The following is a 13,808-nucleotide window of genomic DNA, read 5'->3' on the forward strand; positions in this document are numbered from 1 at the left end:
CCGGCGTCCTCCACACGCCGTCGTCCGCTCGACCATTTTTGCCGAGTGGACGACGGCCGGGAGAAAAAGGAGCCCTTATGCGCCAAGATACGGAAAAAAGAGACGCGTCCGATCAAGAATTGAAGCTTGAGATTCAAAAAGCCAATTATTTCGCCACAGCCGCCAGAGAAAATTGGATATCCATCGTGAGCTTTCTGGTTTTCCTGGTGGTCTGGGAACTAATTTGCCGCTTTGATCTTATCGGTCCTTACCAACTTGTGCCCCCCTCGGAAGTTATCACGGTATTTTTTGAAAAGTTGACGGACGTCAACCCTGACGGAACGGTATTGCAACAACACGCCCTGGCGAGCCTGGCCCTGGCTTTGGCCGGATTTCTCGCCGCCGTGGTCATCGGCGTGCCTCTGGGATTGTTCATGGGCTGGTATCCCAAGGTCAATCTGCTGGTACGCCCGCTTTTCGACGCCATCCGACCCATCCCGCCCATTGCCTGGATTCCCATTGCCATTCTCTGGCTGGGCATCGGCATGACGGCCAAGGCTTTCATCATTTTTCTCGCTGCCTTTGTGCCCTGTGTAATCAACTCCTATACGGGCATCCGGCTGACCAATCCGGTCCTTATCCGGGTGGCTGAAATTTACGGGGCCTCCAATTTTGAGACATTCCGCAAAATCGGCGTTCCATCGGCCATTCCCATGATTTTCACCGGCATGAAACTCTCTCTCAACGCCGCCTGGACAACCCTGGTGGCCGCTGAGCTGCTGGCCGCCTCCGTAGGATTGGGCTTCATGATTCAGCAGGGCAGACGTCTGGCCCGCCCGGACATTATCATTGTGGGCATGCTGACCATCGGTTTTCTGGGAGCTCTGATGTCCTGGATTCTGACCAGAATTGAAGCCCGCTTCGCCTCGTCCAGGAGGCTTGCATGAACCGCTTCATTTCGCAAAATGCCCGCTGGCTCGCGCCCGTGGCTTCCATCGGCGCTTTTGTAGTGCTCTGGGGCCTGGTTTCGCTCAACGTTGATCCTGACTTTCTACCCTCGCCCCTGAAAGTCTGGCAGGAATTCGTGCGCCTGTTCAACCATCCGGTGGGCGGCACAACCATTCTCGGCCATGTGGGATTCAGTCTCAGACGGGTTCTGATCGCTTTTGGTCTGGCCGTTCTGCTGGGCCTGCCCCTGGGTCTGTTGATGGGTTGGAACCGGACCTGCGAAAAAATCGTGGCCCCCATCTTTGAAGTACTGCGGCCCATTCCGCCCATTGCCTGGATTCCCATCGCTATTCTCTGGCTGGGCGTGGCTGAAGGTTCGAAAATCTTCATCTGCTTCGTGGGCGCGTTTGTAATTATGATCCTCAACTCCTATACCGGCATGCGCTACGTGGACCCCTTGCTTATCGACGCGGCCAGATCCTTTGGTGCGAGTCGCTCCCAGCAGTTCTTCAACGTGGCCGTGCCCGCCTGCATGCCCTCCATCTTCGCCGGGGTTCAGAACTCCTTGTCCATGGCCTGGATGTGCGTACTGGCCGCCGAAATGGTCGGCGCGCGCGAAGGCGTGGGCTACATCATCATTCAGGGCATGGATCTCAACAAATCATCCATGATCCTGGTGGGCATGGTTCTTATCGGCATCGTGGGTTCCCTGCTGGCCGCGACGTTGCGTTGCACCGAGCGCCTGCTCTGCCCCTGGAGGAGGGAAATGGTATGAAGGAGAGGAGCGTCAAAATAGAATGCGTGAACATCTCCAAGACCTTCCACGTGCCCGGCCAGAAGCAGTTGCTGCATGTGCTGAACAAGGTCTCGCTGAAGGTCTATGAAAACGAGTTCCTGGTCATTCTCGGTCCGGGCCAGAGCGGCAAGACGGTGCTGCTCAACTGCATGGACGGATTGATTGAGCCCACGGCCGGAGAAATCCGCATAAGCGGCAAGATCATCAACGGGCCGGGACCGGATCGCGGAATGGTCTTCCAACGCTATGCGCTTTTTCCCTGGAAAACAGTGGAACACAATGTGGCCTTCGGCCTGGCTGTGCGCGGCGTGCCCGTGAAGGAACGTCTGGCCGTGGCCCGGCGCTACATTGAGCTTGTGGGGCTGACCGGTTTTGAAAAAGCCTACCCGGCCCAGCTTTCCGGAGGCATGAAACAGCGCGTGGGCATTGCCAGGGCCTATGCCAATGATCCGGACATCCTGCTTATGGACGAACCGTTCGGAGCGCTGGATGCCCAGACTCGCTACGCCATGGAACAGGAATTGCGGACCATCTGGGAAAAGGAAAAACGTACGGTCTGTTTTGTGACCAATAATATTGAAGAAGCCATTTATCTGGGGGATCGAGTGGTGGTCATGTCCGCTCTGCCGGGCCGGGTCAAGACCGAATACAGCATAGATATTCCCTCGCCACGTGCTTATACGCATCCGGATTTCCTGACCCTGCGCAAACAAATATCCGAAGACACCGACCTGGTGCTCTAGAGCGTTTTGATATTGAAAACATTGCAACGCTCTGTGCGGATTTTCCATGGAAATCCGCACCGCGAAATTATCGTAAGGCGAATGTACTTCACTGTTACGCGATAATTTCAAGCGCAAAATACTCTAGGAGGACGATCATGCACTTCGGAGACAAGGAAACTTACGCCGAGGGCCGGGAAGTCAAGGTTTCGGTGACCAATCTTACCAAATGCTATGACGAATTGCTGGTGCTCGACGACATCAATTTCGATATCTACAAAGGCGAAATGCTTTGCATCGTAGGCCCCACCGGCTGCGGCAAAACCACTTTTCTGAACTGCCTTTCCCGCTTCATCCCCATCACCAACGGCTCCATCATGGTGGACGGTAAACCGGCGGATCCGAAAATCCACAACATCGCCTTTGTATTTCAGGAAGTTTCGGCCATTCCCTGGCTCACCGTGGAGGATAACATTCGCTTCGGTCTGCGCATTAAGCGATTGCCAGAAGTGGAAATTGAAAAACGTGTAGAGCGGATGCTCGACATCGTGGGCCTTGCCAGATACCGCACCTATTATCCCCAACAACTTTCCGCCAGCATGGAGCAACGGGTCGTCATCGCCCGCAATTTCGCCATTAATCCCGATCTCCTGCTTATGGACGAGCCTTACGGCCAGCTGGATGTAAAATTACGCTATTATCTGGAAGACGAACTCATGCGCATCTGGAAAGAATTGGGCAGCACGGTGGCCTTCATTACCCACAATATCGAGGAGGCCGTGTACCTAGCCGAACGGATTTTAATTCTCTCCCCCAAGCCTTCGACCATCAAAGAAGAAGTCATCGTGGATCTGCCGCGCCCCAGGCAGTATGACGACCCGGAATTCGTCAAGATCCGCGATTACGTCACTGAACGCATCAAGTGGTGGTGACGGAACACGAGTCCTTCAGACTCCACCGTCAAACAAGATTTCCCAATTACACTATCTAAGCACAAGGAGACTCAGATGAAGATGGCAAAAACATCGGCTCTTTTTCTCGTGGCTCTGATGCTGACCCTGGTGGCCTCTTTTCCAGTTGCCGCCGCCTATCCCGAAAAACCCTTGAACATGATTATCGTCTTTACCGCTGGCGGCTCCAGCGACGTGCAGGCCCGGATCATGCAGAAATACTGGGATAAATATGTGAAACAGCCTTGGGTATTCGTCTACAAGCCCGGCGCAGGCGGCATTCTGGGCTCCACGGAACTCGCCCGTAGCGCGTCGGACGGCTATACCATCGGCGGCCTGAATGTGCCCCATCTCGTGTTGCAATCTCTGGCGCAGAACGCCCAGTTCAACCCAGACAGCTTTAAATTCATCGCCCAGGTGGTTAACGACCCCCAATGCGTGGCCGTGCTCAAAACAAGCCCCTACAAAACTTTTCAACAAATTCTGGATGCGGCGAAGGCCAAGCCCGGTAAGCTCAAGGTCGGACTGGTCGGCCCTTTGAGCGGACATCACCTTATGTTTCTGGACTTCAACAAAAAACTTCCCGACGCCAAACTCAGCCGCGTGTTCTACAAAGGAGCGGCCGACCAGAACGCGGCCCTGCTCGGCGGCGAAGTGGATCTCATTTTCGGCAATATCAATGACGTAATGCGCTCAATTGATGAATTCCGCGTACTCAACGTGGCTGCAGAAAAACGCAACAGCTTTCTGCCAGACGTGCCCACCTTCAAGGAACAGGGCATTGATATTGTCTCCGATATCCGGCGCACCTTTGCCGCCCCTAAGGATATCCCGGCCGAAAAGCTGGCTTGGCTGCGTAAAACCTTCAAGCGGATCTGTGAGGACCCCGATTATCTGAGAGACATGAAAAAGGCCGGCCAACCGGCGGAATATATGGATGGCGAGGCACTCACCACCTATATCGATTCCCTGCAGGCCCGTGAAAAAAAGACGCTTGAGGAAGCAGGACTGATTCCGAAGAAATAGAGTGGTCGGATATGGCGGGGCAGGGAAGTCCAGCCCCGCCGTCTTCCAGGGACATTGGCTAGTCCGTCCCATGGGCTGATTCCCTCCCGTACAGGAGTCGCGGATGACTGAATTTATTCTTCCCTCCCTGCAAAATCTTGTTGACCCCCTGAACCTTTTTCTGATGATCGCCGGCCTGACCGGCGGCATCGTCATCGGTGCCCTGCCGGGCCTTTCCGCGACCATGGGCGTGGCGCTGATGGTACCGGCCACCTTTGCCATGACCCCCACGCATGGACTCGTGATGCTGGGTGCCATCTATGCTGGAGCCATATACGGCGGAGCCAATTCGGCCATTTTGATCTGTACGCCAGGCACGCCCTCTTCCGTGGCCACCACCTTCGATGGCTGGCCTCTCTGCAAGAATGGCCAAGCGGATACGGCTCTCTATACCTCCCTGCTTTCCTCAGCCTTCGGCGGCATCATCGGCACCTTTTTCCTTCTGTTTCTGGCGGGCGCGCTGGCCCGCTTCGCCCTGAACTTCGGCGGACCGGAAAACTTCTGGCTTTGTCTTTTCGGGCTAAGCACCATCGCGGTCATGACGCCCGAGAACATGGGCAAGGGCATTGTCTCCGGTGCCATCGGTCTGCTGGTGTCCACCATCGGCCTTGATCCCAACACGGGCATCCCTCGCTTTACCTTTGACATATACGGCCTGGTACAGGGGGTATCAGTCATTCCCTGTATGATCGGTCTGTTTTCTTTTTCCCAGGTGCTCTATCTTATCGGTACGGATAGAACCTTCGTGGCCGCGTACCACCCCCGTAGGGGCACTTTCGACCGCGTGGCCGGTTATCTCGCCACCCGCTGCAAAAAAGTATTGCTACGCTCCTCCATCATCGGCACCTGGGTGGGTATGCTGCCGGGCGCGGGCGGTGAAATCGCCTCTATCATCGCCTATAATGAATCCAAACGCTGGGCTAGGGACCCCTCTATCTACGGCAAGGGCAGCATTGAAGGCGTGGCCGCCTCGGAAAGCGCCAACAACGCGGTCATCGGCGGTTCGCTGATTCCCATGCTGACTCTGGGCATTCCGGGCAGCGCAGTGGCCGCAGTGATCCTCGGCGCGCTCATGGCCCATGGTATCCAGCCGGGTTTCAAAATTTTCACCGCCACCGGTGAACTGGCCTATACCTTCATTTTTTCGCAATTTCTGGTGAACCTGCTGATGATCCCGATCGGTTTCGTTCTCTGCCGCTGCATGGCCAAGCTGCTCAATATCCGACTGACTTTTGTGGCCATCGGTATTGTCGTGCTGTCCTACATCGGGGCCTATGCCATCTCCAACAGTCTTGTGGATATCTGGATCGTTCTAGTCTTCGGTTTCGTGGGCTTTTTCGGCGGCAAACTGGGCATGGATACCGGAGCCATGGCCTTGGGCGTGATCTTGGGGCCCATGATTGAAGAAAATCTCGGCAAATGTCTCGATCTTGCCCATTCCGTTGATGGCGGACTCCCGGCTGTCATGCTTGGCGGCAGCATCAGCAAAGTACTGATCGCGGCATTGTTGCTCTCCTTCGCGACTCCTTGGCTGCTACGGTTGAAGAAAAAACAGACTGAACCCCAGGAGAAAAACCATGCGTAAAAGTATCTCGGATATTTTGTGCGGCGCGAGTTTTCTGGCGATCAGCGCGGCTTTCGGCCTGCAGTATGGAGGACTCACGGGCGTAAGCCGCATATTTCCGGAAAGTCTGATACTCATTATCGCTGTGGGTGGACTATGGTTTGTGGGCAAGGGTCTGTATAAACGACGCGGGGAATCCCCCACAGACGCGGAACACGTCGCCTGGAGAAAAGTTGGATATATCGCCGCGATGGCGGCCATCTACGCCGCACTGATCGGTACTCTGGGCTTTTTCAGCAGTACGACGCTGTTCATATTCTGTTCCTCCCTGCTGCTGGGAGACAAAAGTCGGGGCCTGGGACGCCTTGCCGTTGCCGGACTGCTGTACAGCCTTTTCTTCAGTCTGTCCGTCTGGTTCAGCTTTACCAAGCTGCTCAATGTACCGACGCCCGCAGGTTTTTTATTCTGAACCTCATACGGAATTCACGCTATGCGTCATACTGTGAAATACGGAAAGGGCAACCTTTCTTTTGACCTTCCGGACGACACTTCCGTCACGGTTTTTGAACCACGACATATTCCGTCCCTGGTTAATCCCCTCGGCGTTTTTGAGCGAGCTCTTGACGCTCCGGAAGGCTGTCCGCGCCTGGAAGACTTCCCCGCGCCCGCCTCGGTCGCCATTGCCGTTCCGGACGAAACCCGGCCTTTTCCTACCAGTTTGCTTCTCCCACCCCTACTTAAAAAAATTTTCAAAATATGGCCTGCTCTCCTGCCGGACCACGTATGCGTCGTGGTAGGCGGCGGTCTGCATGAGCCCCCGGATGCCGCACAGCTCAAGCGTATTCTGCCCGACGATCTTTACGGTTGCCGAGTCGTCAGCCATGACGCCCGGAAATCGGAAATGATCCGCCTCGGTACAACCGCCAGAGGAACCCCTGTGGAAATCAACGCGGCCTATGCCAGAGCGGAATTGAAGATCGTCATGGGCATGGTGGACGCCCACCAGTTTGTGGGCTTTACAGGTGGGGCCAAGGGCGTCGTCGTGGGGTGCGCCTCAGCGACCATGATTGAAAAAAATCATTCCATGCTTAAAGAGCCTTGCGCTTTTGCCGGAAACCTTGAAGAAAATCCCGTCCGTATTGATCTCAATGAAGCGGGACGCATTGCCGGAGTAAAACTTGCCGTCAATGTCTCCCTGGACGCACAGAAAAATATTGCAGCGCTTTTTGTGGGTGATCCACCGACCATCCTGCGTTCTGCGGCCAGGAAAACACGTGAGCTTTACGGCATGGAACTACGGGAGACATTCGATATTGTCATTGCTTCCTGTGGCGGCAGTCCCAAAGACATCTGTTTGTATCAGGCCCAGAAGGCGCTGGATGCCGCCCGCCGCTGCGCGGGTAAGAATGGAAAAATACTGCTGGTTGCGGAATGCGCACAAGGCATCGGGGACGAGCGCTATCTGGAGTATGCCCGGAACTTCTCGGATCATGCATCGTTACTGCGGGATTTTGAAAATCAGACATTCAGGATGGGCGCTCACAAGGCATATCTTTTTTCACGGGTAGCGGCCACACACGAGATAGTATTACATACCGCTCTTTCCCAAGAGGATCTCGCCTCCTGCCTGCTGAACAAAGGCAACCTGCAAGTTACCCTGTCCGACTGGCTTACCGCTGAGCCAGAGGCCCGCATCGCACTCATAACTAATGCCAATGCAACCTTTTTCTTTTAATCGGGTAAATCCATGAACAGCGCACGCTATAGGATCAGACAACATATCGAACGCCCGGATTCTTTGCTGCTGCAATGCTTCCGGGACCTGGCCGTGGCCGACATCTGCGACGCCCTGGGCCGCAACGCCGCCCTGCCCTCGGCCATCAAGCCTCTGGGCGTCGCGCGCCTGCTGGGCACGGCCTACACGGTCAATCTGCCCGCCGGTGAAAACCTGTTGCTCTACTACGCTGTGGATAATGCCCGGCCCGGCGATGTGCTGGCTGTGGCCTGCGACGGGTACGAAGACCGCGCCGTGTGCGGCGAGATCATGGCCGCTCTGGCCCGCAAGCGGGGCCTGGCCGGTTTTGTGGTGGACGGGGCGGTGCGGGACGCGGACGCCCTGCGGGCCATGGACTTTCCGGTCTACGCCCGCGCGGTTTCACCCAACGGTCCGTACAAGGACGGCTGCGGCGAAATCAACGCGCCCATTGCCATGGGCAATGCGGTAATCAGGCCGGGCGACATACTGGTGGCCGACGGCGACGGCATTGTGGCCGTCAGCCGGGACGAAGCTGAATCCGCGGCCATACAGGCCCGCGCCATCCGGGATACCGGCTTGTGTAAGCTCAAATCCATTGAAAAAACCGGCAAGCTGGATTTCAACTGGCTGTACGAAAAACTGGCGGCCGGTTCCTGCGCCATCTTTGACTGACGCCAGGCCTTCCCGCCGAATTGGAAGCTGAGGGGGAACATCCCTCAACAGCAGGCCGGTTTCCGCATAATACGGAAACCGGCCGTTGTTTTTTACAAAGCTACATCAACAGGCCCCTCTTGCCCCGCGCATTTTCTCCTCCGGGCCCCTCCCACCGGACAAATGCGATTCGAAAACGCCGATATTCTCCATGCGGTCGCGGCAGCTACTTGCTTTCTCTCCTACAGGATACATTATATAGAAATTATATTCTTTTTTTGACCACCCAGCCTGATCGGCGTGAGGACAGACTAAAAATATGCCGTTTTCTTGGGGAGCTTCAGAACATAACCGGCTCTGACGCAGGCGTGTTCAGGCAGTTTTCAGATAAAAAATTTCCCGGAGATTCAGATGGATCAGGCCATAATGGATTCACTTGTTGTATACGGAAACATCGCCGTAAAACTGGCCGTGGGCTTGACCGCTTTTATTCTGTTATTGCGGACGACCAATCGCGGCCAACTGACGCAGATGACGCCTGTGGACCTCATCGGCAACTTTGTGCTGGGCGGCATTATCGGCGGCGTTATTTATAATCCGGACATTCACATCATAAAATTCATCATCGTGCTGGCGCTGTGGGAGATTCTTGTGATCTCCGTCAATTCATTGCGCATGCATACCGAATCCGGGCGAAAAATGATTGTGGGCTCGCCCACTCCTATTGTGATCAAGGGAGAATATCTGCAGGACAAATTTCAACAGGCCGGACTTGATATTGCCGACTTTGCGACCCTGGCGCGAATGCAGGGCATTCATTCACTCCATGACATATGGAATGCGCAGCTTGAACCCAACGGTCAGGTCACCATCCAGAAAAAGGATGAACCCAAAAGGGCAATTATTCTTGTAAGCAACGGCGTTATCGATGAAAATGCCATGAAGCTGATCGAAAAAGATGAGGAATGGCTGAAACAGGAATTGAATAAAAACGGCTGTGATTCATGCAAAGATATTTTCTTTGCTGAATGGAACGAAGATACGGACGCTGAAGGAAAAAAATTCGGAAACCTCTATATCATTACGTGCGAAAAAAAAGAAGGACAATAAAATGGGCATTATATCCTGGATTATTTTTGGCTTGGTCGCTGGCGCCATTGCGAAATTCATTTTGCCGGGACGTCTTGAACGCGGCTTTATTGTGACATCCCTGTTAGGAATCGTCGGCGCATGTGTCGGCGGATTCATCGGCACATGGCTTGGTTTCGGCAAAGTAACCGGATTTAACCTGCCGAGCTTTTTTGTGGCCGTACTGGGAGCGCTTCTCGTCTTGATCATCCACGGCAAGCTTACATCGCGCTAATGCGTCCGGAGTCCACCGGAGCATTGTTAATGAGCCCGTATAAAGTCGTCGGCAAGATATCTCCACATAAAATGCGCGTCAGGCGCGCTTCGGAGGCGGTCTTTGCCAATACCGGGGACAGCGGCTACGCCGACACCCGGCATTCCATCCGGCGCCGCCCAGCGGCTGGATGAACGCCCTCAACGGGCTCATTTACTACCGCGAAAGACATACGCTGCGTGTCTATATTGACCACACATCGGTGGAAGTCTTTGTGGGCGACGGTCAAACAGAGGGCTGCCACAGCCTGAGCAACAGGTTCTATTTTGACGGCATGGGAAAATGTGTCGATTTTTTTTACGATTGAGGGCGGAGTGCGGCTTGAGCGTCTGAGCAGTTGGGAACTGAAGGCCGTCAACTGGCCCTACGGAAAAGTGACCCCCAGGGCGTGACGGCTGCCTCCCGTAACGGAGGCAAACGCCCCGTCAGTCCACGGGATGGCCCAGGGAACGGTATTCATTGAGCTTGTTGCGCAGGGTCCGCACCGAGATGCCCAACAGTTCGGCGGCCTGGGTGCGGTTGCCGGAGGTGGCTTCCAGGCCCTTGATGATCATGATCCGCTCCATTTCGTGCAGCGGAATTACCGGCCCGGCAAACGGCTCCGCCGGGGTATTGGAGCCTGCCGGAACAGGTGCGGCGGTGGTAGCCACCGGCGCCGCGGAGGCGACGGAGGGCCCGGCGGTTTCAACGCTCCCGTCCTCCGGGAGGCTGTCTTCCTCAAACAGGGGCCAAGCCTCGTTTTCCAGCAGAAAATGGCAGGGCTCCACCGGACGGCCGTTGGCCAGCAGTACGGCGCGCTCCATAAGGTTTTGCAGTTCGCGCACGTTGCCGGGAAAATCGTAATTTTTCAGCCAGCTCACAGCGGCTTCGGACAGGGATACGGGCGGCAGTTTATATTCGCGCACATACAGGTCCACGAAAAAGCGGGCCAGTTCCAGCACGTCGTCGCCGCGTTCGCGCAGGGAGGGCAGGCGCAGGGGAATGACATTGAGCCGGAAATACAGATCCTGACGGAATTTGCCCTGCTTGACCCAGTCTTCCAGATCGCGGTTGGTGGTGGCAAGCACGCGCACATCCACCCGCACGGTTTCCGCGCCGCCCACCCGGTCGATCTCGCCTTCCTGAAGCACGCGCAACAATTTAGCCTGCAGGGCCAGATCCATTTCGGAAATTTCGTCCAGCAGCAGGGTGCCCCCGCTGGCCAGCTCAAACTTGCCGAGTTTGCGGGCAATGGCTCCGGTAAAGGCTCCCTTTTCATGGCCGAACAATTCGCTTTCCAGCAGATGTTCAGGCAGGGCCGCGCAGTTCACGGCCACAAAGGGACCGCGCGCGCGTTTGCTCATGGCGTGCAAATAGCGGGCGAACATTTCCTTGCCCGTGCCCGACTCGCCGGTGATCAGCACCGTGGCCTTGGAAGCCGCCACCTGCCGGGCCAGCTGCAAGACCCTGGCAATGGCCGGATGCCGCCCCACGATGCGCGGGCCGCCCTGGCCTTCGGCATACTGCGGCCGATGTCCGCCAAAAGTGCTGGAAGCAGGCACGGACGCGGCTTTGCGCGGCTCGCGGGCCACGGCCATGATCCGTTCCACATCCAGAGGCTCCAGCCAGTAGTCGCGCGCGCCCAGACCGAGCAGGCGTTCGGCTTCTTCCGGGCTGCCCTTGTCGGTGGTGACGATGACCGGCGGGAAATTGGGGTCTTCCGCGCTCACGGCCAGCAGATCCTCCACCCGGAAGCCGGGAAGGGAAGGCCGCGCGAAAATCACGCCGGGACCGGACTTGCGGATAAAGACCGAAGCCCCTTTGAGATTTTCGGCAATGCCCAGCTCATAGCCGGCATCCCGCAGAGGCGGGAAAATGCCGGTAATGGCCTGGGCCGGCGCGAGAAAAAGCAGACGACGGGTCGACATGGGCCTTTTTGTACCGTGTCGCGTGCCACAATGCAACAGCACGGCCTGAATACGGCAGGGCAGACGCATCTAAAAAAGATCTATAGACTGGGGGCTATGGAAGACCCTATTGAAATCACATTGGCTATTTTCCGTGACCTGACTGACCCACGAGTAGAGCGCACAAAGATACATCGTCTTGAGACTATTATGTTTATTGCTTTATGTTCGTACTTGTCAGGCGGTGACGGCTTTTATGACATGGAAGATTATGCCCATGCCAGGCAGGATTGGCTCAGCAGCCATATAGGCATGCAAAGCATTCCCAGTCATGATACCTTCAACCGTGTATTTCAGGCAATTTCCCCGAGTTGCTTTGGCGAATGTCTCCTTGAATTATCCCGACGTCTTCGGGAGAAAGTGACCGGCGACATAGTGGCCTTTGACGGAAAAACACACCGGCGCACTACCAAGAAGAATGGGACAGCTTTACATATGCTCAACGCTTGGTCCGTGGAAAATCGTTTGGTTCTCGGACAACTGGCCGTAGAAGAAAAGAGTAATGAAATTACAGCCATTCCCCAATTAATGGATATGCTGGACTTGAAAGGGTGTGTAGTAACGGCCGATGCGCTCAACTGCCAAAAAGTTGTAGCGGCTAAAGCCATCGAGAAACAGGCTGCTTACCTTTTGGCATTGAAGAGCAATCATCCTATGTTTTACGAGGAAGTACGTATGCATATGGATGCTCTATCCTGTGACGTTCCACCGGGATTTGAACAAATCGAGAAAGAATATGGCCGTATTGAAACCCGGCGGTGTTGGCAATCACCTTCAATAGACTGGTATAGCGATAAGGAGCAGTGGGCTGGCTTGCAAAGCTTTGTACTTATTGAGTCAGTGCGGGAAAGTAGAGGAAAAATCGAGACAAACCGTCGTTACTACATAAGTAGTTTAGCTCAGGGTGAAGTGCTTGCCGCTAAAAGCGTGAGAGCTCATTGGCAGATAGAAAACGCCTTGCACTGGTGTCTTGATGTAGTTTTTGATGAAGATCAAAGTCGAGCACGGGTTCGTAATGCGGGCAAAAATCTTGGAATTTTGCGAAGTATCTGCCTCAATTTACTTCGGCGCATGCCAGGGAAATCGAGCTTGAAGGGCAAGAGGTTCAAGATTGCGCTGAGTGAAGATTTTCTCCTTCAGGCTCTCAGAATTTAGATGCGTCTGCCCTGCTGAATACGGCCTAATTACTGGGAAAAAGCTGACAACGCCTCCGACCTGACGTATACAGGCCGCATGCAGAAAAGCGTAATCAGGCATATTCTGACCCTGGTGGCTGAGGGCGGTCTTTCGACGGACAAGGCCTTGGATCAATTGAGTTTTGAAACCGCGCAAGATGCCTTGCACGGCCTGAATCTGGACCCGCAACGGGAACTGCGCAGCGGGCTGGGAGAAGTCATCTTTGCCCAGGGCAAGAGCGACGAGACCCTACTGGCCGCCGTGGATGGCCTTTCCCGCCACGGGCCGGTACTGGTCAGCCGCGTCAGCCGGGCGCAGGCCGGGCTGCTGCGCAACATGTTTCCGGCGGGCCTGCACTGGCCTGAAGCCGGGCTGTTCTCCCTGGGCGGTCCGGAACAGCTGGAACAACAGATGACCCCGCCCTGGCCGCAATCCGGCGCGGCCCTGGTGGTTTCCGCCGGAGCCGCGGACATGGCCGTGGCCCTGGAAGCCTTCGGCGCGCTGGCGTTCTGGGGTTGTGACTGCGGCTGCGTCACGGATGTGGGCGTGGCCGGGCTGCACCGTCTGAGCCCGCACCTGCGGGCCCTGCACGAAGCACGGGTGATCATCGCCGTGGCCGGCATGGAAGGAGCCCTGCCCGGCGTGCTGGCGGGCCTTACCCCGGCTCCGGTACTGGCCGTGCCCACTTCGGTGGGCTACGGCGTGGGCGCGCACGGCTTCGCGGCGCTCTCCACCATGCTCTGCACTTGTGTGCCCGGCGTGGCCGTGCTCAATATCGACAACGGCTTCGGCGCGGCGGCCTTTGCGGCCAAGGTGCTGGGAAGAAAATAAAAAATAGATTCTGACCACAGCA

15 protein-coding genes are annotated in these 13,808 nt (G+C 55.9%); 14 read left to right on the plus strand and 1 reads right to left on the minus strand.

Annotated features, from left to right (window positions below):
• Nucleotides 1-77: 77 nt before the first annotated feature.
• From HMPREF0326_RS03360 to HMPREF0326_RS17570, 12 genes are all read left to right on the plus strand, one after another.
• On the plus strand, nt 78-926 hold the full coding sequence (locus HMPREF0326_RS03360; protein WP_008682897.1) for an ABC transporter permease: 849 nt from the start codon (nt 78-80) through the stop codon (nt 924-926).
• Nucleotides 923-1,702: an ABC transporter permease gene (locus tag HMPREF0326_RS03365; protein WP_008682899.1), complete on the plus strand. Its 780-nt coding sequence runs from the start codon at nt 923-925 to the stop codon at nt 1,700-1,702. Before HMPREF0326_RS03360 ends, HMPREF0326_RS03365 begins: the two co-directional genes overlap by 4 nt.
• Nucleotides 1,699-2,466, plus strand: coding sequence for an ABC transporter ATP-binding protein (locus HMPREF0326_RS03370; RefSeq protein WP_008682901.1), 768 nt, complete (start codon nt 1,699-1,701; stop codon nt 2,464-2,466). Before HMPREF0326_RS03365 ends, HMPREF0326_RS03370 begins: the two co-directional genes overlap by 4 nt.
• 137 nt (nt 2,467-2,603) lie before the next feature.
• The gene (locus tag HMPREF0326_RS03375) at nt 2,604-3,377 is read left to right on the plus strand and encodes an ABC transporter ATP-binding protein (RefSeq protein WP_008682902.1); all 774 of its coding nucleotides are present in this window, start codon (nt 2,604-2,606) and stop codon (nt 3,375-3,377) included.
• Nucleotides 3,378-3,452: 75 nt separating this feature from the next.
• Nucleotides 3,453-4,421 carry a Bug family tripartite tricarboxylate transporter substrate binding protein gene (locus tag HMPREF0326_RS03380; protein ID WP_008682903.1) on the plus strand — a complete coding sequence of 323 codons (969 nt, stop codon included), beginning with the start codon at nt 3,453-3,455 and terminating at the stop codon, nt 4,419-4,421.
• A gap of 103 nt (nt 4,422-4,524) precedes the next feature.
• Nucleotides 4,525-6,045, plus strand: coding sequence for a tripartite tricarboxylate transporter permease (locus tag HMPREF0326_RS03385; protein WP_008682904.1), 1,521 nt, complete (start codon nt 4,525-4,527; stop codon nt 6,043-6,045).
• Nucleotides 6,038-6,493, plus strand: coding sequence for a tripartite tricarboxylate transporter TctB family protein (locus HMPREF0326_RS03390; RefSeq protein WP_008682905.1), 456 nt, complete (start codon nt 6,038-6,040; stop codon nt 6,491-6,493). Before HMPREF0326_RS03385 ends, HMPREF0326_RS03390 begins: the two co-directional genes overlap by 8 nt.
• Nucleotides 6,494-6,526: 33 nt before the next feature.
• Nucleotides 6,527-7,759: a nickel-dependent lactate racemase gene (gene larA, locus HMPREF0326_RS03395; protein WP_232224902.1), complete on the plus strand. Its 1,233-nt coding sequence runs from the start codon at nt 6,527-6,529 to the stop codon at nt 7,757-7,759.
• A gap of 12 nt (nt 7,760-7,771) precedes the next feature.
• Nucleotides 7,772-8,452, plus strand: a complete 681-nt coding sequence (locus tag HMPREF0326_RS03400) for a dimethylmenaquinone methyltransferase (RefSeq protein ID WP_008682907.1) — start codon at nt 7,772-7,774, stop codon at nt 8,450-8,452.
• A 390-nt stretch (nt 8,453-8,842) separates the two neighbouring features.
• Entirely contained in the window at nt 8,843-9,541 is a 699-nt protein-coding gene (locus tag HMPREF0326_RS03405; protein ID WP_008682908.1) for a DUF421 domain-containing protein, read from the plus strand.
• Nucleotide 9,542: 1 nt separating this feature from the next.
• Complete coding sequence (locus tag HMPREF0326_RS03410; protein WP_008682910.1) at nt 9,543-9,794, plus strand: GlsB/YeaQ/YmgE family stress response membrane protein; 252 nt, start codon at nt 9,543-9,545, stop codon at nt 9,792-9,794.
• 169 nt (nt 9,795-9,963) lie between these two features.
• Nucleotides 9,964-10,140 (plus strand): GH32 C-terminal domain-containing protein, encoded by a 177-nt coding sequence (locus tag HMPREF0326_RS17570; protein WP_008682912.1) that lies wholly within the window; start codon nt 9,964-9,966, stop codon nt 10,138-10,140.
• 118 nt (nt 10,141-10,258) lie between these two features.
• Here the strand turns inward: HMPREF0326_RS17570 and HMPREF0326_RS03415 are convergent, their stop codons facing one another.
• Entirely contained in the window at nt 10,259-11,740 is a 1,482-nt protein-coding gene (locus tag HMPREF0326_RS03415) for a sigma-54 dependent transcriptional regulator (RefSeq protein ID WP_020990203.1), read from the minus strand.
• Nucleotides 11,741-11,770: 30 nt separating this feature from the next.
• Between HMPREF0326_RS03415 and HMPREF0326_RS03420 the strand changes: the two genes are divergently transcribed.
• Entirely contained in the window at nt 11,771-12,934 is a 1,164-nt protein-coding gene (locus HMPREF0326_RS03420) for an ISAs1 family transposase (RefSeq protein WP_232224903.1), read from the plus strand.
• A gap of 78 nt (nt 12,935-13,012) precedes the next feature.
• The gene (gene larB, locus HMPREF0326_RS03425) at nt 13,013-13,786 is read left to right on the plus strand and encodes a nickel pincer cofactor biosynthesis protein LarB (protein WP_009303338.1); all 774 of its coding nucleotides are present in this window, start codon (nt 13,013-13,015) and stop codon (nt 13,784-13,786) included.
• The last annotated feature ends 22 nt before the right edge of the window (nt 13,787-13,808 follow it).

Source organism: Desulfovibrio sp. 3_1_syn3 (assembly GCF_000145315.2).
In the GTDB taxonomy this organism is placed as follows: domain Bacteria; phylum Desulfobacterota; class Desulfovibrionia; order Desulfovibrionales; family Desulfovibrionaceae; genus Desulfovibrio; species Desulfovibrio fairfieldensis.

Excerpts from the sequence above, each read along its gene's own strand:
- HMPREF0326_RS03360 (WP_008682897.1), top strand. The coding sequence starts at position 78 with ATGCGCCAAGATACGGAAAAAAGAGACGCGTCCGATCAAGAATTGAAG.
- HMPREF0326_RS03365 (WP_008682899.1), top strand. The coding sequence starts at position 923 with ATGAACCGCTTCATTTCGCAAAATGCCCGCTGGCTCGCGCCCGTGGCT.
- HMPREF0326_RS03370 (WP_008682901.1), top strand. The coding sequence starts at position 1,699 with ATGAAGGAGAGGAGCGTCAAAATAGAATGCGTGAACATCTCCAAGACC.
- HMPREF0326_RS03375 (WP_008682902.1), top strand. The coding sequence starts at position 2,604 with ATGCACTTCGGAGACAAGGAAACTTACGCCGAGGGCCGGGAAGTCAAG.
- HMPREF0326_RS03380 (WP_008682903.1), top strand. The coding sequence starts at position 3,453 with ATGAAGATGGCAAAAACATCGGCTCTTTTTCTCGTGGCTCTGATGCTG.
- HMPREF0326_RS03385 (WP_008682904.1), top strand. The coding sequence starts at position 4,525 with ATGACTGAATTTATTCTTCCCTCCCTGCAAAATCTTGTTGACCCCCTG.
- HMPREF0326_RS03390 (WP_008682905.1), top strand. The coding sequence starts at position 6,038 with ATGCGTAAAAGTATCTCGGATATTTTGTGCGGCGCGAGTTTTCTGGCG.
- HMPREF0326_RS03400 (WP_008682907.1), top strand. The coding sequence starts at position 7,772 with ATGAACAGCGCACGCTATAGGATCAGACAACATATCGAACGCCCGGAT.
- HMPREF0326_RS03405 (WP_008682908.1), top strand. The coding sequence starts at position 8,843 with ATGGATCAGGCCATAATGGATTCACTTGTTGTATACGGAAACATCGCC.
- HMPREF0326_RS03410 (WP_008682910.1), top strand. The coding sequence starts at position 9,543 with ATGGGCATTATATCCTGGATTATTTTTGGCTTGGTCGCTGGCGCCATT.
- HMPREF0326_RS17570 (WP_008682912.1), top strand. The coding sequence starts at position 9,964 with ATGAACGCCCTCAACGGGCTCATTTACTACCGCGAAAGACATACGCTG.
- HMPREF0326_RS03415 (WP_020990203.1), bottom strand. The coding sequence starts at position 11,740 with ATGTCGACCCGTCGTCTGCTTTTTCTCGCGCCGGCCCAGGCCATTACC.
- HMPREF0326_RS03420 (WP_232224903.1), top strand. The coding sequence starts at position 11,771 with ATGCAACAGCACGGCCTGAATACGGCAGGGCAGACGCATCTAAAAAAG.
- larB (WP_009303338.1), top strand. The coding sequence starts at position 13,013 with ATGCAGAAAAGCGTAATCAGGCATATTCTGACCCTGGTGGCTGAGGGC.